Raw genomic sequence first — 22883 nt, forward strand, 5'->3', positions numbered from 1 at the left:
TGTAGTTTGCTGGCGTAGCGATAAGGTTAGTAGTTAAAATCGGGCATTTCGCCAAAGGTCTACTACTTCATACCAAACTTCCTGAAATTTTTTACTTCTGATTAAAACATAGTTTTCAGGATCAAATAAACTGCTGGACTTAACAAAGTCGAAAGAAACGTTAAAGGCTTCATTCTTGTAACTCCATACTTCGCGATCATGAAACTTTAAGACCTGGTCAGGCACACCAAAGATAATATATATCATCCCTCGGTCTGTCTTCCAGCCCTCTTTATATGAAGTAAAATATTGGTTGGCCAATTCTACTCTTCTAAAATAATTCCTGATAAGTATTTTTGCGCGTTCCGCATCTCCAGTAATGTTCAGTACCGTCCTGTCAAATGCTTTTTTATCGCCATTCGCATTTTCAAGCCTGTCATATTCCTGCTTGGTGCAGATGTAAATAAGAGGTCCTGGTAGATTTTGTATCAAAGAGTAACGCGGGTAATCACTTTCTGATCGTACTGCCAGGCCTTGCGTAGCCAAAGTATCTCTTTGAAAAAGATACAAACCATCTCTATTTAATGAGAAAGTAGCATCCGGTTGAACAGTGAAAACAGAGTCTGATTTCATTTCCCTGGATACCTTCGCCTGTGCTTCTGAAAAGCCAGGTGCAGCAGATGGAAATTTATCGTTATAATAGAATACGTGATAGGGTGAAGCCGTATCCTTTAACGTGACCTGTTGTGTTGGCTTTACAAATTGTTCAGTTACAGGTGCATCCCCTGTTGTTAAATATGTATTTACAGGAAAAGTTTCTTCTAATGATTTGTAAAACAGCCAGGCGCGTTTTAAGGGCTCGTTAATAACGCGTGCGACTAAAATTTTAGGAGCACCTGAAACTGGAAAGGATATTTCGCCATTTATCCCTGTGGTGCTACGTACAGGTTCACTTGAAGTAAATGATAACGCACCTTCAACTTTGCTGCTAAGAGCGTCGCGACCCTGCCATTGAATAGTAAAGTTTTCAATATCATTTGCGTTTGCTGTCTGAAGCTTATAAAGGATCACCCAATTATCGTTTTGTTTTACAGGCTTCAATTGTAAGCTTACTTCAGTATCCGGATTATACAGGTAATTGTAGTTGATATCACGCAAAGCTTGTCCATAAGCCAGGGTGCTAATGAGTAGGAAGGCCACACTTAGACATTTATTCATACTAATTGCAGATTATCGGGCACGAATATCAGGATAAAAGTTTTAATTCAGGAATCCTCTTTACCAAGTAATTGAAATACTATTTTTGCGCCATGGCAAAGATATTCACAACTGAGATTACCAGTGAAAAGATCACTTCTGATAATCCTATTCATCAACGTCTGTTTAAAGCATATGTTGTGGCGAAAGATTATGTTCAGGGCGATGTTTTGGAGGTTGGATGTGGTGAAGGTAGAGGAATAAGCCTGTTGATGGAGCGTGCCAAAAGCTTTACGGCCGTTGATAAGATTAAGCCGGTAATTGATAATTTACAAAAGCAATATCCTTCCGGGAAGTTCATGAGCATGAACATTCCCCCATTATCAGGTCTTGCCGATGATACCTATGATTTTATTGTTAGTTTTCAGGTAATTGAGCACATTGAGAATGATGGGCTATTCCTGAAAGAAATCCACCGTGTTCTCAAGCCAGGTGGTACAGCCCTGCTCACTACGCCTAATCGCAAAATGTCTTTGTCTAGAAATCCCTGGCATGTCCGCGAATACCTCCCGCACGAACTTACTAACCTTGCTTCAAAGTCTTTTAAAGAGGTAGAAATGAAAGGAATCACCGGTAACGAAAAGGTGATGAACTACTACGAGCAAAATAAAAAGTCGGTTGAGAAGTTTACCCGCTGGGACCTTCTCAATCTACAGCACCGGCTGCCTGCCTCTTTGCTGCGTATTCCGTATGAGATCTTAAACCGTTGGAACAGGAATAAACTTCAGACCACCGATAATAAACTGGTGCTCGATATTAAACATGAAGATTATATCGTAGTAGATGATGCCAGCAATGCTTTAGACTTATTATTAGTTGTAAAGAAGTAGAAAGGAATTATTCATCCCACTTCTCATTAACAAACATAATCCAGTTAATGGCGTTATACCTTTCGTGAACAATACCTGCATTTAATGGCAACTCGTATGAGCCATCCAGGTCTGCCTCGCGCAATGCCCAAAGAAGCCGGAATGTTAAATCTGCCTGATCAAGAATTTCAGTTGTAGACCTGATTGTTGCCGAGGTTATAAACCCGGTAGTATCCTGCATAAATGGAGGAAGAAGCGGTATTACCTTGTCGATATTTATTTCACTTACCGGTAATTCCAGTTTATCCGTTTTATCTAGTGCCCAAAGCATAAACCAGATTGCTTCACCCCGCCATAATATTTGTGTTACTTCCGTTTCCGTAAGTTCTTTTTTCTCGAACCATGTTTTCTCCTGTGCTGTGGTGCTTTCCCAAAGTCCTTCTTTTTTAAGAAATAAAATTACGTCCTGCTTCAGGTGGTCCGCCTCAACAATGCAGTTCAGGTAGGTTAGAATTAAAAGTCGTTTTGCTATTTCTTGCGGTGTCCTTAATCTAACAGCACTTTCTTCTTCAAGCGGTGGCAACTGATCAATTAAAGTAATACCCAGACTTCGAAGTATTTGTTCTGTCTTTTCTTTTCTTTCTATGGCAGTCATTAACAGGTTGATCTCCTTTGATTTTTCTAAGGTAGCCATTACCACGGTGTAAAACCAATGATTATTGCCATGCGCTATTGGCGAGTTGAAAGACCTGCGAAATTTCGCTTGAAGGATGTTCAAAGCCACGTTTTGTAGGCAATTATAGTGTTTTGTACTTCTGTAGCTAAAAGTGTATAGGACAACCATCTGTGTAGCTGGCTTGTAGCAAGCGACAACCATGCGATGTTCATTCATTGACCATTCATGATTCGTTCATCAGGCATTCATAAAGCATTCATTGATCGTTCATATTGGTTCATAAACACCCCCTTTTATGAAAGGAACACTAATTCTACAATCCAGCTACACTGAAGCTACCCCTATGGCAGACTTAAAAAACAGGCTGAGGTGACCCATCCATTATTGAAAAAGCAGGCAATCAGTCAATAGAAAAGCAGGTATTTACAGTCGCTACAATAACCATTATTGGTCATTTTCTCTTCAATTCCTTACAGGGATAATCCATTCAGCCACTTAAGGCATAAAATACGGCCATATTTAATAATTTTGTCCATTAACGTTATTACTATGAGAACCCCGCTAATTGCTTTTCTGTGCATTTCGCTATTTCATACATCTTTTGCACAAAAAGCCGACTCATTGCTACTGGTGCAATGGGAGGCTTCTTTAAAGAAATTTAGTGCTGGCAATTACAACGATGCAGCCCTCGGTTTTACACAACTCATTAATTCGGGTTATAGCAATAAAGAAGTTTATGTGAAACGAGGTGTTGCGCTGTATCAGCTCAAACAATTTGATAAAGCAAAGACAGATTTCGATGAGGCTTTAAAAGCACGGATTAATACCGTAGAACTATTCGAATATCGTGGAAATACAAAATATAACCTCGATGATTATTCAGGCGCAGTAGGTGATCTTGAAAAAGCAATATTGATGGGTGCCTCAGCCTATGAGACCCTTGCCAACCTTGGTAATGCAAAATTTAAATTGGAGAACTATAAAGATGCTGTTGCATTTTATGACAAAGCTATAGCTACAGGAAAGGCAGATGCTATTCTCTACAACAACAGGGGTAAGGCAAAGTTTAATCTTCAGGATTATAAAGGATCAGTTCCTGATTTTACCAAAGCGCTTGAGTTAAAGGCTGGATACGAAAAAGCATTAGAAAACCGCGCAGAGGCACGTTATAAAATGCAGGATTGGAAGGGAAGTATTGAAGACTTTGAAAAGATCCTTGCTTCCGGAAAAGCAGACGCTGATGTCTATCAAAAAATAGGAACAGCAAAATATACCTTGAACGATACCAAAGGCGCTGCTGAAGCGCTTGATAAAGCCATACAGAAAGGTGTAAAAGATAAAGACGTGTTTCGTATGCATGGTTTAACTGCGGCACAGTTGAACGATTGTGCTGGTGCAATAAAAAGTCTTACCGCTGCCGCGGGATTAGGAGCATCCGATAAAGACGTTTTTTATCAGCTAGGTGCATGCCAGTATAAGAATAAAGAATATGCGCCGGCTATCGAATCATTAAGCAGGGCCATCAATGCAGGGGCAAATACCAAGGAGGTATTTCTTTATAAAGGTAATGCAGCACTTGCCCAGAAAGATAATGATAACGCTTTACGTGATTTGGAAAAAGCAGTTTCACTCGGTGTTAACGATGTTGAAGTTTTTAAGAGCATTGGTGATATTAAATTTCTAAAGAACGATCTTGCCGGAGCCATAAAAGCGTACGACCAGTCTGTAACACTTGGGGCAAGCGATCCGATTCTGTTCAACAATCGCGGTAAAGCGAAATTTAATCTACAAGATTATAAAGGTTCCATTCCTGATTTCGATAAGGCTTTAGCATTAAAAGCAGATTATGACAAAGCATTGGAAAACAGAGCAGAGGCTAAGTTTAAAATTGAAGATTGGAAAGGTAGCGCTGAAGACTTTGAGAAGCTGATAGCGAAGGGTAGGCCAGAGGTTGAGTTGCAACAGAAAGTAGGCGTAGCAAAATACAAGCTTAAAGATTATAAAGGTGCTGTTGAGTCACTAAATGCTGTGTTGGCCAAAGGCGTAAAAGATAAAGAGGTATTCACCATGTTGGGTATGAGCAACGCCCAATTAGGTAATTGTGTTGATGCTGCCAAGAACTTGTCCAATGCGGTTACCCTGGGTGTTACAGATAAAGATGTGTTCACGCAATTGGGTACCTGCCAGTATAAGAACAAAGAATATCCTTCTGCTATTGAATCGTTAAGCAGAGCGATTAATGCAGGCGTTGCCACAAAAGAGGTTTTCCTGTGCAAAGGAAATGCTGAATACATACAGAAAGATTACGACAACGCTTTGCGCGATCTTGAAAAGGCAGTGTCGTTAGGTGCTGTTGAAGGAGAAGCGTATAAAAACATTGGCGATATCAAGTTTATTAAGAATGATTTTCCAGGTGCCATCAGTAATTACGACAACGCCGTAAAGAATGGTTATAACGATGCCATTGTATTTAATAATCGCGGTAAAGCAAAAGCCAACGGAAAAGATTACCAGGGAGCTGTTTCAGATTATGATAAGGCTATTCAATTAAATGCTTCATACAGCAAAGCATTCTTAAACCGTGGTACTGCAAAATTTGCGCTAAAGGATTACGCATCCACCATTGCCGATCTTGAAAAAGCCAAAGCCACTGAAGGTGAGACTGCTGACGTGTTGAAGATGTTGGGTATTTCTTATTACAATACCAATAAAAAAGCTGAAGCTTCAACCAATCTTGAGAAGGCATTAAGCGCTGGAGAAAAAGATGGTAAGGTAAATTTGTATGCAGGATATCTTCGTTTTGAGAATGCGAAATACAAAGAAGCGGTTCAAGCACTTACGGCAGCCGAAATGGCAGGAGAGAAAGAAGATGAACTTTATCTGAAACGTGGTAAGGCATTCTTCGAAGATAAAAACTATGCTGGTGCTATTATCGATTTAGAAAAGTCGGCAGTAAACAATAAGGCCGATCTTTCTGCTTACGAAGCATTGTCTCTGGCTTACATAAACTCGCAGAAAGAAAAAGAAGCAACACCGCATCTAGAGAAAGCATTTTCACTAAGTACCAAGAATCCTGAAATACTTTTTCAGCTCGGTAACGTGCGCTTCAAACAGAATAATTACAATGGTGCAATAGATGCGTATGACAAAGCAATAGCATCCGGAGCCAACAACGAGATCATTTACAACAACAGGGGTAAAGCCAAGCTTAATGCAGGTATGGTTAAAGAATCTATTCCTGACTTCGATCGTGCATTAGGTATTAAACAAGATTATACACAAGCTTACCGAAACAGAGGCGCAGCAAAATTCAAACTTCAGGCGTATGCTGATGTAATTAATGACCTCGCCATTGTTGTATCGAAGGGAGAGGCGTCTGCTGACGACTACGCTATGCTTGGTACCGCGAGATATAACACCAAAGATTTTACAGGTGCCATTCCTGATCTTACCAAAGCAATAGAAGGCGCTACAAAAAATAACAACGTGTATGTGCTTAGAGGTAATGCCTACTTTGAATTAAAGAATTACGAAAAAGCCCTACCTGATTTCACCAAGGCAATAGAAAGCGGAATTACCTCTGCTGATATGTTATTTAAGAGGGGTGCTACACGGTATTACCTGAAGGATTATAAATCTGCATTACCTGATCTTGATAAAGCCATTGCCTCCGGTTTTAAACAAGCCATTGCATTTGATATGCGTGGCTACTGCAAGTACGACGCGAAGAACTATGCTGAGGCAGTTAACGATTATAACCAGGCGCTTGTGTATGACGATAAGCTCTCAACAGCTTATTTCCACCGAGGTGATGCCAAGTTTGTAACCGATAATATTGCAGGTGCTATTGAAGATTACACCAAGGCAGTAACACTTGGATTAAAAGATGCTGTACTGTTTAATAACAGGGGCAAGGCCTACTTTAAGCAAGAGAATAATGCTGCCGCCATAACCGATTTTACAGAAGCGATTAATAGAAATCCGGAATATCTTAAAGCGTACGACAACAGGGGTCAGGCGTATTTCAAGATCAATAAATATGAAAATGCCATCAATGATTTCAGAATGGTTGAAAGACTTTCTGAAAAGCCAGATGCTGCCTTATATCGCGTTCTTGGCGATGCTTACTACAATACCAAGAAGTTTACACCAGCGCTCGACTATTATGATAAAGTTGTGGCTGCGGGCGTAAAAGACAAAGAGGTATATCTGAGAAGAGGATTAATGCAAATTGAAGTTGAGGAATTTGAGCAAGCCATTGTTGAGTTTGATAACGCATTGAAAGCAGGAGAAAGCAGTGTTCAGCTTTTCCTTAACAAAGGAAGGGCACATCTGGAACTAAATGATACAAAGGCGGCACTTGGTTCCTTAAATAAGGCTCTTGATCTAGATCCTAAAAACATCAATGCCTATTTTAATAGGGGACTTGTGAAAGAAAGTCTTGAAGATTATGAAGGTGCTATTGTTGACTATAACAAAGTGATCAGTGCTAATCCGAACGATGCCGTTGCATACTATAATCGTGCTACCTGCAAGGCAGGAACAGACGACTACGGCGCCGGAGTATCCGACATGGATGAGGCTATTAAACTTGATCCTAAGAATGCATCTTACTACAAGCAAAGAGGGAATTTCTATTACCAGATAAACGAAAAAGAAAAGGCTTGTTTCGATTGGAGAAAGGCAGTTGAGAACGGAGATGCAAAAGCGCGCTTCCAGATTGATAACTACTGCAAGTAATAAGATAATAAAGCAACAGAGCGTAAGACTATTCAATTTATTGCAATGTAAAAGCTTCTGAATTGAATAAGCTTTTTATAAGAGAAGTACATGTTGTCATCTCTTTATCTGTGTAAGTGAGCTATACAAGATTCATCTAAAATGGCCTGTCTTATGAAACTCTTATTCTTACTACTAATAATGGGGAGTTCATCGATCGCCTCTACAGAAAAAGAGATGAAAGGAAGAGTAGTGGGTGTTATAGATGGTAATACGTTGGAGGTTATTGATGACAAAGAAGAAAAGCAGAAGATTGTATTGGCAGGGATTGATTGTCCTGACGCGGGGCAGGAGTATGCAAAGGAAGCAAAAAGATTTTTAGAAAAACTGGTGCTACGTCAGGAGATCACCTTTACAATAGTTGGAAAAGATAGATTGGGAAACAACTTGGCTGTATTAAAAGTTAAAAGAAATGTTGATCCCCGGGTTGAACTACTTAAAGAAGGGCTCGCCTGGACAGCCGAAAGAAATCCACTTCCTGAACTGGAAGCGTACCGGCTTGAAGCCGAAAAAAATCAAAAAGGTTTATGGAAAGAAGAAAATCCCACACCTCCGTGGCTCTATAGGCGACAGCAGTCTATGATGGAAGCAAAAAGTAATTAAAACACGTTGTTCTCTTATTTCAAACCGATTATATAGCTGCTTATCGTGATAATTCAACATCTTGATAAGTTTTACATAATATTTCTATTGCTCAATGGTTATTAAGGTAAAATACTTCTTTAGTTATGCGCTTAGTGGCTGTATTGTTATTCTTGGTTATATCAACTGCTTCTTTCAGTCAGTCTAAAAAGAAGCGAGGAGATGGAGATACAAATGCTCCAAACAGTTTAAATCCATCATTCCCAACAGAGCAATACGCTCCGAAAAAATCGACCAAGAAAAAATCAAAAGGTCCTACCTACGAGTCGGAGCAGCAGTTTTATGAACGTATGGCTCGTCTTGAAAAAACGCGCAAGAAGAATGAGAAGTTAATGGAGAAACCACAGTACAGTAATCCGCTTTACTTCGGTCATAAACGCCCGCCAAAAAAACACAAGGCGGGTAAGCTCAAGTATTGTAAAGAATGTGGCATCAGGCACTAACATCAATAGCAATATCATTGTAATTTCATGCAGTGAATATTGCATCCTATATTGAACATACCAACCTCAGTCCTGTATTATCCATCAGTGACATCGACAAGCTTGTTGAAGAAGCAATACGGTTTTGTGGGCGTATGCGTTCCGCCATTTTGGGTACGCAGAGCCTTTCGCGAACGGGGTAATGCAAAAATTTTTCTCGTCACTGTAGCCGGGTTCCCGCTAGGCTATAACATGACGGAAACTAAGCTTGATGAGATTAAACGTGCAATCGATAACGGGGCCGACGAGATCGATGTTGTTTGGAATCTGACTTCCTTCAAAACAGGTATCCCATGGACTAAAATCGAGATAGCCAAGTGTGCAAAATTAGCACACGATCATGAGCGATTATTGAAAGTAATCATTGAGACTGCTTATCTTTCACCATCAGAAATAGAAGAAGCCTGCAAATTATGTGCAGATGCCGGCGCAGATTTTGTAAAAACTTCCACCGGTATGGCACCTGCAGGCGCAACTGTTGAACATGTTACATTGATGAAGAAAGTACTACCACCATCCGTCGGCATCAAAGCATCCGGCGGTATTCGAACTTTTGATCAGGCAGCGGCGTTAGTAAAAGCAGGTGCCTCCCGGATAGGTTCTTCATCTGGAGTATCTATACTTAACGAGACAACCAACCCTTTAAAATAAACAACATAATGAGCCAGATTCTAGAGCATGTTTTCCCGGTGGAAAACACAATTCCTGAGCAATACGAAATTGCTGAACCGCTCGATCAGCGTGAATACCTGATCAACGGTGAATTAAAAATTTGGAATGGAAACTTAAATCCTGTTGCAAGCCCTGTATTTCTGAAGAAGGGAAATGGATATGAACAAAAGATCATAGGAAGTACACCGCTTCTCACTTCTAAAGAATCACTTGAAGCATTAGATGCCGCGGCAAATGCATACAACCTTGGGCAGGGTCTTTGGCCTACCATGAGCGTGACGGAGAGAATTGAGCATATCGAAAATTTTCTCGCTGCCATGCGCAAGAAAAGAACAGAAGTAGTTAAACTATTGATGTGGGAGATAGGCAAAACACTAAAAGATTCTGAAAAGGAATTCGACAGAACCTGCGACTACATTGTTGATACCATTAAGGCTTATAAAGATCTTGACAGAAACTCAGCAAAGCTTGTAGAAGAGCAAGGCTTCATGGCGCAGATAAGAAGAGTTCCGCTAGGTGTTGCGTTATGTATGGGGCCTTACAATTATCCGCTTAACGAAACGTTTACAACACTTTTCCCTGCATTAATTATGGGAAATACAGTTGTATTTAAGCCTGCAAAATATGGTGTGCTGCTCATACGTCCTTTGCTGGAGGCATTCAGAGATAGTTTCCCTCCTGGTGTAATCAATATCATTTATGGTCGTGGAAGAGAAACCGTTGGTGCTTTAATGGAAAGCGGAAAGATAGATGTATTCGCTTTCATCGGAACCAACAAGGGGGCCAATGACTTAAAGAAACTTCACCCTAAACCACACCGCTTAAAGTCGATCTTAGGGCTTGATGCTAAAAATCCTGCCATCGTATTAGAGGATGCGGATATAAATAATGCAGTAACAGAATGCATTACAGGATCACTTTCTTTCAACGGACAGCGTTGCACTGCCCTTAAGATTGTCTTTGTTCATAAGAGCATTATTGATTCTTTTATTCAGAAATTTAATGCGGAAGTTAAAAAGCTGAAGCCAGGGATGCCCTGGGATTCAGGTGTGGGATTAACACCACTGCCAGAACCAGGAAAGGTAGATTACCTTCGAAATCTTGTAGAAGATGCAAAGAATAATGGTGCAAAGGTAGTAAACGAAGGTGGGGGAGAATACCTTAACTCATTCTTCTACCCTGCGGTACTTTATCCTGTAAATAACAAAATGAAGATTTACTACGAAGAGCAATTCGGTCCGGTTGTGCCAATTGTTGCCTTTGAGAATGATGATGAGCCAATCAATTACGTCGTTAACTCAAACTATGGTCAGCAGGTTAGTGTGTTTGGCACGGATTCAAAAAGGGTAGCAAAATACGTCGATGCATTTGTAAACCAGGTAGGAAGAATTAATCTTAATTCTCAAAGCCAGCGCGGCCCTGATACTTTCCCTTTCAATGGAAGAAAAGATTCGGCCGAAGGAACGCTGTCTGTAGCTGATGCACTTCGCGTATTCTCGATACGTACTTTAGTTGCTACCAAGAATACAGAAGCAAATAAACAAATGCTCGGAACAATTATCCGCAATAGAGAGTCAGCCTTCTTAAGCACGGATTATATTATTTGATATTAATTGTTTTACAGATCCTCTGTTTCTAATAACATGTTAGTGCAACAGAGGATCTTTTATTTTTCACCTCTATGATCAAATCTGTTTCTATACAGGTCACAGGAAAAGTACAAGGTGTTTTCTTTCGTGCGTCAACAAAGGAAAAAGCAGATGAGCTCGGTGCCAAAGGTATTGTTCGCAATGAAGCTGACGGAAGTGTTTATATTGAAGCAGAGGGAGAGGTTCGCGTTGTAGACACCTTTATTGATTGGTGTAAAAAAGGTCCTCCGCGAGCAAAAGTAAATGAATGTCTGGTGAAGGATATACCACTACAGAACTTCAAGGATTTTACTATTCAACGTTAACGATACTGCTGATATCAAGCACCACATTGTAATGATGAAAGGGCTTGTATTGCTGAAAAGGCGAGTCTATTTCAAACTGGATAATATTATTTAGATTAGGAATAGTACAGATTTTATTGCTGGTAACGTCGCTTAATATCACACCCCATTCTGTTACCAATACAACTGCATTAAAATTTACATCCCACATGTTGCCCATGAGGCGCGTTCGTACGCTTATGTCTGGTTGCTTATCTTTTAAATCGATGAGTAATCGCTTAAGCTCCAGAACCGATATTGTATCTTGCTCATGTTTCATTCGGTCGTTACTTAAACGGCGCAAGGTAACCGTTTTCCTTCTAAGATAAACGCATAAACTTTCTCTAATGAGGTGCGGGAATTGTTATTTGTATATTTCCCATTGGTTTTGAGCATTTTTATAATATCCTAAACCGTTACTCATTTCATGTATTTCCTTGCCATCTGAAGTAGTGTAGGTCTTTTTCTCGTACACACCAATTCCGTTATTTTCCATAGTTAAAAAACGGATCAATGCCTGAACGGTCGGTGCTACATCACTCAACCATTGGTCATCCATTTCACGAACAAAAGCCTGACTCATAATTTTCCTTTATTTAAAACTACATCAACGCTAGAAAAATAATTCGAGGAAGGAACCAAAGCAAGATTGAAAAATCAAATGTAAACCAAATCGCAACAAACAGTTTGATTATCCTCTTCCGAATCGCAATATTTGATTCTTAGTACTGTCGTATGCCTGAAACAAAAAACGGGAAGTTCTCTTCTGTTTTCTTAGTCGTAATTCTAACATTAATCTGGGGAACCTCTTTTATACTTATGAAACGAGGTTTAAAAGTTTACTCGGCAGGCGAGGTTGGCGCCATTCGTGTTGTAAGTGCCAGTATATTTCTTCTGCCATTTGCCCTCACACGAATCAAAGAACTTAACAAAGATCACTACTGGAAACTCTTGTTGTCGGGCTTGCTCGGTGTTTTCTTTCCTGCCTTTCTTTTTGCTACAGCTCAAACGAAAATGGATAGTGCAATCACTGGTATTCTCAATAGCCTCACCCCGATTTTTACCATGATCATTAGCGCGATAGTATTCAAGCAGGTTTTTAAAAAACAAGCACTGGTAGGAATTATCATTGGCTTAGCAGGGTCTATCTTACTGATTATATCAAGAACAGGTGGCCAGATTGGCGGTATTAACTTATATGCAATCTTTGTTATCATTGCATGTATTTGTTACGGATCTAACGTCAATTTTATAAAATTCAAGCTTCCTGATTTAAAAGCGCTCACCATCACATCGCTGTCTCTCATGCTTATTGCGCCTTTAGCGCTCATCTATCTTTTTGCTTTTACGCCTTTTACTACAAAGCTGTCCGCTCATCCAGGCGCTGTTGAGGCATTAGGGTTTCTCATTCTTTTGGGCCTCATGAGTACGTCTATAGCCACCATCCTCTTCAACAGACTTATCAAAATAAGCACCCCGCTTTTCGCAAGTTCCATCACTTACCTTATTCCTATTGTTGCGGTTATATGGGGTTTGCTCGATGGCGAACAATTGGCAATGGGGCATTTTATTGGCATGATTGCCATTATTGGGGGTGTTTACATAGCCAATAAAAAATAGAAAAGTACGTTTAGACTGCAAAAACCAAATTCTTTACAGCAATTGAGTGTTAAACTTGTTGGTATTGCTTTTTTTGTAAGCAGCTTATACGCTTTATGTATTTCCCTAAATTCTTTAGGCTATGGCTTTTTTGGCTGGCAGTTCTACTGTCCGGGCCTTCCTTTGCCCAAAAACGGGATACGGTAAGCAAAGACGATTCGGTCCGGGTTAAGTCGGACACAACAAAGGCCGGACAGATCATCAACAATATTAAAGACAGTAAGGTCTCGAAACGCCTAATCAAAACCATCACCAGAAAGCAATCGCGAAATCCTGGTGCAACCATAAAAAGTGAAGAATTCTTTATTCCTTACGAGGGAAAAATCATCAGAAAAATCATTGTCCGTCAGGTAGGTTTCGATAAAACCATTACCGATACAACGCGGAATATCAAAAACACTATTTCAAAGATTGCGAATAAGCTTCACAGTAATTCCAAAGATTGGGTTATCAAAGACCATCTTTTTATTAAAGAAAACCGCCCGGTAAATCCTTACAAGATGGCCGACAATGAGCGTTACATCCGTGATCTCGACTTCATTCTCGATGCCAAGCTCTTTATTGTACCGCTCGACCATACCGATGATTCCGTTGATGTTATTGTAATGACAAGAGATGTCTTCAGTGTCGGCGGTAGCTTCAATCCAAGCGGTCCCACCAAAACACGGTTCAGGCTATATGATGTTAACATGTTTGGCTGGGGCCAGCGCGTGCAATTTACAGGACTGGTTGACGAAGGCAGAAATCCTCCTTTTGGTTATGAATTTCAATATCGCAAGAATAGCATTGGTGGAAGTTTTATTACTGCAACGGGTGGGTACACGCAATTGAACACCGGCAGCAGCTATGGCCGGGAGGAAGAAAAAGCGTACTACCTCAGGCTTGAACGCCCACTGGTTTCTCCGTATACCGAGTTAGCGGGCGGTCTTGAGATAAGTCGCAACTGGTCTAGTAATCTTTATAGCGTCAACGACTCTGTTTTCAGGCAGTACACTTACCTGGTAAAAGACTTTTGGATTGGATATAACATCGGTGCAAGGTCAAACATCAGAGACAGAAACAGGCATTTCATCGCCATTAGAACATTCGATCAGGTTTTTACCAAAAAACCGCTGCAGAATCAGGAGACGTTAAACCCTATCTATAATAACCGCACTTTCGTGCTTGGCGGTGTTACTTTCTTTAAGCAGAACTTCTATACAACCCGTTTCATCTACGGTTTCGGTAGAACGGAAGACGTTCCCTACGGTCATACCATGTCCATGTATTTCGGATGGTCACGAGAATTGGGTTTAGAGAGGCCATACCTTGGATTTGAGGTAAATAAGTCTATTGTCGATAGGCGAGGTCATTTCTATAACGTCAATTTCCGGGGAGGAGGCTACAATAAAAACGGTCTTGAAGATGTATCACTGCTGCTTTCCGGGTCTGTCTTTAGTCGCTTGTTTAGTTATAAAAACTTGCTCATCCGGCAAACCCTCGGTGGCGATATAACTTATGTCTTCAATCAAAAAACTGCGCTTCCGCTGGATATAAATGCCGAATTTGGTTTGCAGGGTTTTAATGTAGATAGCCTGTGGGGTACAAAAAGATTTCATATCAATAGTGAAACGCTTGTCTTCACCCCATTAGAATTCCTCGGCTTTAAAATCGCTCCCTTTACCTATGGCGAAATGGCATTTCTCTCCCCTGAACATAAAGGTCTCTTAAATAGTAAACCGTACTTTGGTTTAGGTGGCGGCTTGAGAACCCGAAACGAAAACCTGGTATTCGGTACAATAGAACTGCGATTTATGTACTACCCAAGATCACTTCCCGATCTTACAAATTTCAAAGTCAGGCTTAGCAGTAACCTGCGTGTTAAGTACAGCGCAACTTTTGTTAAACCACCGTCACTGGTGCAGTATAATTAACGCCATCACTTCAACTCTCAGTAATACCTGTAATGTAAAATCAACCCCTCGAATGCCGTTACATTCAATACCTCATACCTATTTTGCTATATTTGATGGTTACTACCTGCTATGAGAAAAATATTTGTTATCAGTAGTGTAAGTATTACACTGCTCATTATTGTCTGGTCCTTATTCTGGTTGCCTGCATTTGGTTGTCTCGTTATTGTGGCACCCTTTATTGTTATGGGCGTTCAGGATATGGTGCAAACAAAACAATCCATCAGAAGAAACTTTCCCTTGGTAGGAAGGTTGCGTTATGTCTTTGAAGACTTGCGTCCTAAAATTCAGCAGTACTTTGTTGAATCCGATACAGATGGCGTACCCATTAACAGAAACGATCGCTCTGTAATATATCAGCGCGCTAAAAAACAAATCGATACTACACCTTTTGGAACGCAGCTTAACGTATATTCTGAAGGATACGAATGGATGAGCCATTCCATCGTACCTATCGACTTCCATAAAGTTGATCACCATCCGCGTGTTACAGTGGGCAATAAAGATTGCAAACAACCGTACTCAGCAAGTATTCTTAATGTTTCGGCCATGAGCTTTGGCTCGTTAAGTGGTGCAGCCATAGAAGCACTGAATGCCGGGGCTAAGCTGGGAGGCTTTGCGCATAACACTGGCGAAGGTGGCATCAGCCCTCCGCATCTTAAATACGAAGGAGACCTCGTGTGGCAGATCGGAACAGGTTACTTCGGCGCTCGTGATATGGAAGGAAACTTCTCTGATGATGCTTTCAGAAAGAATGCCTTAAGACCTCAGGTGAAAATGATAGAGCTCAAACTCTCACAAGGGGCAAAGCCTGGCCATGGTGGTATTCTTCCTGCTAAGAAGAACACGCCGGAAATCGCAGCCATACGTTTGGTAAAGGCAGGCACTACGGTTTTCTCTCCACCATTTCACAGTGCGTTCTCAACACCCAAAGAGCTCATTCACTTCGTTGCTAGAATGCGAACACTTTCAGATGGCAAGCCCGTCGGCTTTAAACTTTGCGTCGGCAGAAAGAGCGAGTTCATATCCATTTGCAAGGCAATGGTTGAATTAGATATCTATCCCGACTTCATTACTGTAGATGGTGGCGAAGGCGGCACAGGTGCTGCGCCTCCCGAGTTCTCCAACTTCGTAGGTATGCCTTTGCTGGAAGGGCTGGCGTTTGTTGATAACATGCTCAAAGGATTCAACATACGTCATCATATTAAGTTAATCGCATCAGGGAAAATCCTTACGGGATTTCACCTCATCCGTGCAATGGCCCTCGGTGCTGACATGTGCAACAGTGCTCGCGCTATGATGATGGCCCTCGGATGCATTCAGGCGCTGGAGTGTAATAAGAACACATGTCCAACCGGAGTAGCTACACAAGATCTTGAACTGGTAAAAGGTCTGGTTGTTGATGATAAAAAAGTAAGGGTAGCCAACTTTCATAAACACACCATCGAAAGTTTTGTTGAGCTTATGGCCGCTGCAGGTATCGATTCACCAAACAAACTGAATCGCCATCAGATCAACAGGAGAGTATTCATGAACGAGATCAAAACCTTCGAAGAGATCTATCCTTCTATACCACCAGGCTCTATGTTGGGCAGTACTATACCCGATAGATATCAGAAGTCTTACGAGTCTGCTAGCGCTGAAAAGTTTTAAATATTTTTGAACAAATAGTTAGAGAAGGCTTTCCATATGGCAAGCCTTTTTTATTACTTTTGCCAAATACTAAAAAAACCTGTGCTAAGAAAATTCTTTCCATTAGACAAGAATTACATCCTCGAAGAGGCACAACTCTCTTTACAACAATCACTTCTTCAATACCTTGTTGACTTCGTGAAGGTAGAATATCTCCTCCGCCATAATCCTTTGGGTATTGTTGATGAAACAGCACAGAAAATTCAGCAACACACAGGTGAAGATTTCAGACACCTCAACGAGTTCTACCTCACTACCATGGGTATCTTTCGCTATACCTTTTATAGCGATAACCAACTCGAGTTTCTGTTCGATGGATCGGATGACTTTAAGAAGTATCAGCGCGAATGGTCGACACAGTTCAAAAAATGGACAAAGGAGTTTTGTAAACATCCTAACTTCTTAAGAGCAGTGCTCGATCTAACAGTCTTCTATCCAACGGATAGCCCTTTCCTGATGGTTGATAACAGGATGAACGTGTTCATCAGCGAATTCTTTTCTATTAAAATCCACCCTCAGAAGGGCATAGTAAGACGCACAGCCTGAGGCCTACTAGTAAGTAGTTAGTTCCAACTTTATTTTTTACCCATTTCTTTCTTTATCTTCTGCTTTTTCGTATCTTAATAAGCTTCCCGTGCCTTTTCTAGGTATTTACAATTCCGACCTTAAATCTGCGTTAAGCTTGCTGCCCAAAGAGAGCACCGAGAGTCCGGCAAGAGAGGAAAAAGAGTGGAGAAATGAACCAGCTAACCCATCCCTACGGCGCACGAAGGCCTTCCTTGCCTTAAATAAATTATAACTAAAAAGCTTTTGACACTATTTGTCAAAAACCTCATCCATATTGCCTGAAAAACCCAGATATATATGGCTACACTTCAAACAAATACGTTGCTCAAAGGTTTCAGCGGTTCTATAGGCAAATTCGTTATAAAACGGGTAGGCAATAAAACCATACTTACCCATAAACCAAGGCAAACTGGCAAGCAAAGCGAAAAACAAAGGCAGAACAGGTTAAAATTTAAGGCAGCATCAGTCTATGCCAAACACCTTTTGCAAGACCCACAGAAAAAAGCCTATTATTTGAAAAAGGCAAAGAAGCTCAATTTAACGAACGCATATACCGCCGTCATTACCGACTACATGCGTAAAGGTGAAATCAAAGAGATCAGCACCAAATCAAATGCAAAGAAAGGAGGTACAGTAAAGGTTAAGGTGTTTAAAAAGCATTTTGCTATCAATAAGGTTAGCGTTTCTATTTATAATGAACAAGGTAAGTTCGTGGAAACAGGGATGGCCATCCGCAAGGGAATAGATGAATTCTTCTTTACTCCATCAACGACACAAACGCTCTTGAAGGACTATACGGTCAAAGCCATTATTGAAGATCACGGTTTAAATAAAGTAGAAAAGCAAATTACCTTGGCGGGATAAAGAAGTTCTATCTCCGGCGCAAAGCATCACATTTGCGTACAGGTAAAAGCGTGCTTTGGGTACTGCCTTAAGTACCGATTATAGATTGATACTTCATTGAAAGAAAAGTGAACTACGCACTCAGTAGCACGTTGCTGTAGTGCCCTGTTACTTCATCCAGTATGGTTATCACTTCCTCAAAACTATTGGCTTCAACCAATCTTATTCTGAAAGGCTTGAATTCCGGTATACCCCTGAAGTAGTTGGTGTAGTGCTTGCGCATTTCAAAGATACCCAGCCTGTCACCTTTCCATTGTATAGAAAACTCGAGGTGTTTTCTTGCTGCACGCACGCGCTCCGATATCTCAGGAGGAGAGGGGCGCACGCCATGTTTTAAATAATGCTTGATCTCGTTGAAGATCCATGGGTAACCAATAGCAGCTCTGCCAATCATAATGCCATCAACACCATATCTGTTCTTGTATTCTACGGCCTTCTGCGGACTATCAATATCTCCGTTGCCGAAGATAGGTATGTGCATCCTCGGGTTTTCTTTGATCTTCCCGATCAAAGTCCAGTCAGCAGACCCCTTATACATCTGTACCCGGGTTCTCCCGTGAACAGTAAGTGCCTTTATTCCGATATCCTGTAAACGCTCCGCTACTTCAAGAATGTTCTTCGTGTTGTCGTCCCATCCCAGCCTGGTTTTAACCGTAACAGGAAGATGGGTGCACTTCACAATCTCCTCCGTCATCTTCACCATTTTGGGTATATCCTGAAGTAAAGCCGCCCCTGCGCCACGGCACGCAACCGCTTTCACCGGGCACCCATAATTGATATCAATAAGATCAGGATTAACTTCCGTCGCTATCTTGGCCGACTCAACCATGTTTCCAATGTCACCGCCAAAGAGCTGGATACCGATAGGCCGCTCGTATTCAAAAATATCAAGCTTCTGCCTGCTTTTGGCTGCATCCCTGATAAGCCCCTCGGAGGATATAAATTCGGTATACATCAGGTCTGCCCCTCCTTCTTTGCATACTGCCCTGAACGGCGGATCACTCACATCCTCCATCGGAGCCAGCAGCAGCGGAAAATCTCCTAAATCAATATTGCCAATTTTTGCCATATTTGCCCTACTTCTCCCTAATTGGTATCGGAGAAGTTACAAAGTTAGCCATTTCCCCGAACATGCTGGAAAATGAATTGATGAACCGCCGTGAGAGACACCCTGTGATCTCCTTGCTAATGATTTTAATCCTCGTAGGCTTGGGCTTTATTGTTATAGGTCCTATGATCGGTTTTTTCCTGGCCCTGCCCTTCTATTCTGGTAGCATAACTGATATGGTAAATAGCCTTCAAAGTCCTGCCGCCGATCCGGCAATAAAAATACCATTATACATTGTTCAGGCATCGGCTACTTTTTTTGGTTTAATAGTCTGCCCTGCATTGTTCCTTGCAGCCGAACGCAGATCCGTTGTCGACTTCTTTCGTAATTATAAGGTAGACTTTCTTCCTGTTGTTATAACAGTCATTGCTGTTATTGTTTTTATGGCGGTTAACTCTGTATTTATAGAATGGAACGCCAATGTTCATTTTCCGGAGTTCGCTAAAGAATTCGAACAATGGGCGAAAGAAAAAGAAGAACTGGCAGCAGAGATGACTAAGTTTCTCACCAAGTTCGATTCCGTTGGCGAAGTATTGATAGCACTTATCGTTATTGCTGTTATTCCCGCTTTTGGCGAAGAGATCGTATTTCGAGGAATCATCCAGAACCAGCTTTTAAGGGCAACCAACAACATTCATGTTTCCATCTGGTTTGCAGCATTCCTCTTCAGTGCTATTCACTTTCAATTCTTTGGCTTTGTTCCCCGCTTATTACTAGGTGCCTTATTTGGATATTTCTATTATTGGTCGGGTAGTTTGTGGTTTGCTGTTATCGCCCACTTTGTAAACAACGGTTTCTCGGTGCTGGCCATGTACTTTTACCAGCAGGGTACGGTAACTTACGATCTTGAAAGCCCGGAAGCCTTGCCGATCACTGCAATTATTTTTAGCGCTTTACTAACGGTTGCACTACTTTATTATTTTTACAAGTATTTCGAAAACCGACAATCCATCACTCAACTATAACCGTGACAGAAGCTATCCGCAAATACAGTAATCTTACCCAAAGGATTATTACAGGCATCTTAGGTGCAGCAGGTATTATCACAGCAGTTTGCCTTGGACCGTGGACATACTTTGCTGTCTTCTTTATCATCTGCCTGTTCTCGCTGCTAGAGTTTTATAAGCTTGCCGGTCTTGATGGTTTTGTTCCTCAAAAGGCACTGGGTGTCTTCTGCGGCATTCTTGTGTTCACGCTCTCCTTCCTCATAGAGATGCAGATCATCTCATATCGGTATTATTTTCTAATATTCCCCCTCGTAGCATGCGTATACATCGTCAAGCTTTATAAAAAATTCGAGAGAAAGCCTTTTACCAATATTGCATTTACCTTTCTCGGTATTTTCTACGTAGCCATACCCTTTACGCTGTTAAATATTGTTGTCATGGATCAGGGTAACTACAACTTCGAAATAATCTTCGGTTGCCTTTTTATCCTTTGGGCTACTGACACAGGGGCATACTTTGCTGGTTCTTACTTGGGCAAAAGAAAGCTCTTCGAAAGAATTTCCCCTAAAAAGACTTGGGAAGGATTTGTTGGCGGGGCCATTCTCGCGCTCATCTTCGCCTATGGTATTTCAGTATACTTCCATACCCTTTCCCTCTGGCAATGGCTAATAGTAGGAGTAATTATTATTGTGGGAGGTACCTTTGGAGACCTGGTAGAATCTTTATTAAAACGCAGCATAGAAATTAAAGACTCAGGAAGTGCATTGCCAGGCCATGGCGGTTTTCTGGATCGGTTCGATGGTCTGTTAATTTCTGCTCCCTTTATTGTTGCCTATCTCGAAGTTTTCTGATCTTTAGTGTAAGATCGTTTACTTCAATTTATGGCCTTCTATCACCAACTCAACCTTTTTTTTGATAAGAGAAAAGACTACGGAGCCATATTTCTGCGTCTTATTATTGGCTGGCGACTCATAGATGGCACACAGGATAACATCTTGAGCTGGCATAGAATGATTGAATTTAAAGACTTTTTACAGCAACATGGTGTCAGCTATCCCTTAATGGCAGCCTGGGTTTCTGTTTATGCTCAGTTCATTTGTGGTAGCCTCTACATTTTAGGATATCTGACAAGACTTGCAGCTATCATTATGATCATAAACTTCCTGGTGGCCTTATGGCTTGTACATATTGGTACTACTTTTCAACAGTCTTTTGATGCGCTAATGATGTTGTTTGGATCGGTATTCTTTCTTTATTATGGTGCCGGAAAATTATCAATAGATAATCTTCTCGTAATGCAAAAGAAAAATTAGGAATACTATCTTTAGCAGAATTTACTTGCATAAATAAATTAGGTAAAGGATAAAGAACTAGTTTTGCAACCGTTTTAACGTACACTTTTGAAGTTTTAACCAGCGTTATGGCATAAAATTGTTGGTTAATAAAAACTGAGAATATCATCAACTATGGCATACATCGAACCCGCTCCGCTTAAAGACAGAGAAAATCCATTTGAAGCAATGATGTCACGTTTTCATGTGGCATCCCAGATATTAGGATTAGAAGATGAAATCTATAACGTGTTGAAGAATCCGGCCCGCCAGGTTATTGTTTCTTTACCCGTAACTATGGATAACGGAACCATCAAAGTTTTTGAAGGATACCGCGTTATTCACTCTACCATTCTTGGTCCTTCTAAAGGTGGGATCAGGTTTGATCCAAATGTTAACCTGGATGAGGTAAAAGCACTGGCAGCATGGATGACCTGGAAGTGCGCTGTTGTAGATATTCCTTATGGAGGAGCAAAAGGTGGCGTAGCGTGTAACCCACGCGAAATGTCTGCAGGCGAAATAGAACGCTTAATGCGCGCTTATACACAGGCTATGGCCGATGTATTTGGTCCTGATCAGGATATTCCAGCCCCAGATATGGGTACAGGCCCTCGTGAAATGGCCTGGCTGATGGACCAGTACTCAAGAATCCAGGGCATGACTACCCATGCTGTAGTAACTGGTAAACCAGTAGTACTTGGTGGTTCTTTAGGAAGAACAGAAGCCACAGGCCGTGGTGTAATGGTATCTGCCATGGCAGCAATGGAAAAACTAAAGATCAATCCTTATAAGGCACTTTGCGCAGTACAGGGTTTTGGAAACGTCGGTTCATGGGCGGCGCGCTTACTACACGAGCGTGGTTTAATCGTACAGGCTGTTAGCGATATCTCAGGCGCTTACTTCAATGAAAAAGGTCTTGATATAGATGCTGCGATTAAGTACCGCGAAAACAACAAAGGCTCTCTTGAAGGCTTTGGTGGCGCTGAAAAGATTTCCAATGAAGATCTGCTTACCTTACCGGTAGATCTGTTGGTTCCTGCTGCAACGGAAGATGTAATTACAAGCAGTAATGCGCCTAACATTAAAGCAAAGCTTATCGTAGAAGGTGCAAACGGCCCAACATCATCTAAGGCTGATAACATCATCAACGAAAAGGGTATCGTCGTAGTACCGGATATTCTTGCCAACGCCGGTGGTGTAACAGTAAGTTACTTTGAGTGGGTGCAGAACCGCCTGGGTTATAAATGGACTGCCGATCGCGTGAACCGCAGATCTGACAGGATCATGAAAGATGCATTCAGTAATGTCTACAAAATATCACAACAATACAAAGTGCCCATGCGTATCGCTGCCTACATGGTAGCAATCGATAAGGTGGCAAAAACATACAAGTACCGCGGAGGTTATTAATAAACTCCTTGTTAAAAATGGTAAGTGCCAGGAAATTTGAAGATAC

21 protein-coding genes are annotated in these 22883 nt (G+C 41.2%); 16 read left to right on the forward strand and 5 right to left on the reverse strand.

The annotated features are described in order from the left end of the window. Nucleotides 1-33: 33 nt before the first annotated feature. Nucleotides 34-1197: a GWxTD domain-containing protein gene (locus KK060_RS01690; protein ID WP_254151668.1), complete on the reverse strand. Its 1164-nt coding sequence runs from the start codon at nucleotides 1195-1197 to the stop codon at nucleotides 34-36. A 92-nt stretch (nucleotides 1198-1289) separates the two neighbouring features. On the opposite strand from KK060_RS01690, the gene KK060_RS01695 reads away from it, so the two are divergent. Then, a complete protein-coding gene (locus tag KK060_RS01695) occupies nucleotides 1290-2066 on the forward strand; it encodes a class I SAM-dependent methyltransferase (RefSeq protein WP_254151669.1) in 777 nt (258 codons plus the stop codon). A gap of 7 nt (nucleotides 2067-2073) precedes the next feature. Here the strand turns inward: KK060_RS01695 and KK060_RS01700 are convergent, their stop codons facing one another. Beyond that, a complete protein-coding gene (locus tag KK060_RS01700; RefSeq protein WP_254151670.1) occupies nucleotides 2074-2739 on the reverse strand; it encodes a DUF4272 domain-containing protein in 666 nt (221 codons plus the stop codon). A gap of 531 nt (nucleotides 2740-3270) precedes the next feature. Between KK060_RS01700 and KK060_RS01705 the strand changes: the two genes are divergently transcribed. The 6 genes from KK060_RS01705 (at nucleotide 3271) to KK060_RS01730 (ending at nucleotide 11250) form a co-directional block, all read left to right on the forward strand. Beyond that, complete coding sequence (locus KK060_RS01705) at nucleotides 3271-7461, forward strand: tetratricopeptide repeat protein (RefSeq protein WP_254151671.1); 4191 nt, start codon at nucleotides 3271-3273, stop codon at nucleotides 7459-7461. 153 nt (nucleotides 7462-7614) lie between these two features. Next, nucleotides 7615-8103 carry a thermonuclease family protein gene (locus KK060_RS01710; protein WP_254151672.1) on the forward strand — a complete coding sequence of 163 codons (489 nt, stop codon included), beginning with the start codon at nucleotides 7615-7617 and terminating at the stop codon, nucleotides 8101-8103. Nucleotides 8104-8228: 125 nt separating this feature from the next. After that, nucleotides 8229-8585, forward strand: a complete 357-nt coding sequence (locus tag KK060_RS01715; RefSeq protein WP_254151673.1) for a hypothetical protein — start codon at nucleotides 8229-8231, stop codon at nucleotides 8583-8585. Between the two features lie 87 nt (nucleotides 8586-8672). Further along, nucleotides 8673-9275 (forward strand): deoxyribose-phosphate aldolase, encoded by a 603-nt coding sequence (gene deoC, locus KK060_RS01720; RefSeq protein WP_367397453.1) that lies wholly within the window; start codon nucleotides 8673-8675, stop codon nucleotides 9273-9275. A gap of 8 nt (nucleotides 9276-9283) precedes the next feature. Further along, nucleotides 9284-10903: an NADP-dependent glyceraldehyde-3-phosphate dehydrogenase gene (locus KK060_RS01725; protein WP_254151674.1), complete on the forward strand. Its 1620-nt coding sequence runs from the start codon at nucleotides 9284-9286 to the stop codon at nucleotides 10901-10903. Between the two features lie 74 nt (nucleotides 10904-10977). Beyond that, the gene (locus KK060_RS01730; protein WP_254151675.1) at nucleotides 10978-11250 is read left to right on the forward strand and encodes an acylphosphatase; all 273 of its coding nucleotides are present in this window, start codon (nucleotides 10978-10980) and stop codon (nucleotides 11248-11250) included. On the opposite strand, the gene KK060_RS01735 is transcribed toward KK060_RS01730, so the two are convergent. Next, nucleotides 11237-11548, reverse strand: coding sequence for a hypothetical protein (locus tag KK060_RS01735; protein ID WP_254151676.1), 312 nt, complete (start codon nucleotides 11546-11548; stop codon nucleotides 11237-11239). The two genes, KK060_RS01730 and KK060_RS01735, sit on opposite strands and share 14 nt — an antisense overlap. 84 nt (nucleotides 11549-11632) lie before the next feature. Further along, nucleotides 11633-11851, reverse strand: coding sequence for a hypothetical protein (locus KK060_RS01740; RefSeq protein WP_254151677.1), 219 nt, complete (start codon nucleotides 11849-11851; stop codon nucleotides 11633-11635). A gap of 152 nt (nucleotides 11852-12003) precedes the next feature. On the opposite strand from KK060_RS01740, the gene KK060_RS01745 reads away from it, so the two are divergent. The 5 genes from KK060_RS01745 (at nucleotide 12004) to KK060_RS01765 (ending at nucleotide 18002) form a co-directional block, all read left to right on the forward strand. Continuing rightward, nucleotides 12004-12888, forward strand: coding sequence for a DMT family transporter (locus KK060_RS01745; protein ID WP_254151678.1), 885 nt, complete (start codon nucleotides 12004-12006; stop codon nucleotides 12886-12888). 95 nt (nucleotides 12889-12983) lie between these two features. Further along, nucleotides 12984-14840, forward strand: a complete 1857-nt coding sequence (locus KK060_RS01750; protein ID WP_254151679.1) for a BamA/TamA family outer membrane protein — start codon at nucleotides 12984-12986, stop codon at nucleotides 14838-14840. Nucleotides 14841-14951: 111 nt separating this feature from the next. After that, on the forward strand, nucleotides 14952-16532 hold the full coding sequence (locus KK060_RS01755; protein ID WP_254151680.1) for an FMN-binding glutamate synthase family protein: 1581 nt from the start codon (nucleotides 14952-14954) through the stop codon (nucleotides 16530-16532). A gap of 81 nt (nucleotides 16533-16613) precedes the next feature. Next, nucleotides 16614-17117 carry a hypothetical protein gene (locus KK060_RS01760; protein ID WP_254151681.1) on the forward strand — a complete coding sequence of 168 codons (504 nt, stop codon included), beginning with the start codon at nucleotides 16614-16616 and terminating at the stop codon, nucleotides 17115-17117. 318 nt (nucleotides 17118-17435) lie between these two features. Next, the gene (locus KK060_RS01765; protein WP_254151682.1) at nucleotides 17436-18002 is read left to right on the forward strand and encodes a hypothetical protein; all 567 of its coding nucleotides are present in this window, start codon (nucleotides 17436-17438) and stop codon (nucleotides 18000-18002) included. A gap of 112 nt (nucleotides 18003-18114) precedes the next feature. Here the strand turns inward: KK060_RS01765 and dusB are convergent, their stop codons facing one another. After that, the gene (gene dusB, locus KK060_RS01770; protein WP_254151683.1) at nucleotides 18115-19110 is read right to left on the reverse strand and encodes a tRNA dihydrouridine synthase DusB; all 996 of its coding nucleotides are present in this window, start codon (nucleotides 19108-19110) and stop codon (nucleotides 18115-18117) included. A 119-nt stretch (nucleotides 19111-19229) separates the two neighbouring features. On the opposite strand from dusB, the gene KK060_RS01775 reads away from it, so the two are divergent. The 4 genes from KK060_RS01775 (at nucleotide 19230) to KK060_RS01790 (ending at nucleotide 22837) form a co-directional block, all read left to right on the forward strand. Beyond that, nucleotides 19230-20114, forward strand: a complete 885-nt coding sequence (locus KK060_RS01775) for a CPBP family intramembrane glutamic endopeptidase (protein WP_254151684.1) — start codon at nucleotides 19230-19232, stop codon at nucleotides 20112-20114. Between the two features lie 2 nt (nucleotides 20115-20116). Continuing rightward, on the forward strand, nucleotides 20117-20947 hold the full coding sequence (locus KK060_RS01780) for a phosphatidate cytidylyltransferase (protein WP_254151685.1): 831 nt from the start codon (nucleotides 20117-20119) through the stop codon (nucleotides 20945-20947). 30 nt (nucleotides 20948-20977) lie between these two features. Next, nucleotides 20978-21409: a DoxX family protein gene (locus KK060_RS01785; protein ID WP_254151686.1), complete on the forward strand. Its 432-nt coding sequence runs from the start codon at nucleotides 20978-20980 to the stop codon at nucleotides 21407-21409. A 153-nt stretch (nucleotides 21410-21562) separates the two neighbouring features. Next, complete coding sequence (locus tag KK060_RS01790; protein WP_254151687.1) at nucleotides 21563-22837, forward strand: Glu/Leu/Phe/Val family dehydrogenase; 1275 nt, start codon at nucleotides 21563-21565, stop codon at nucleotides 22835-22837. The last annotated feature ends 46 nt before the right edge of the window (nucleotides 22838-22883 follow it).

The organism is Chryseosolibacter indicum (genome assembly GCF_018598585.1).
In the GTDB taxonomy this organism is placed as follows: domain Bacteria; phylum Bacteroidota; class Bacteroidia; order Cytophagales; family Cyclobacteriaceae; genus Chryseosolibacter; species Chryseosolibacter indicus.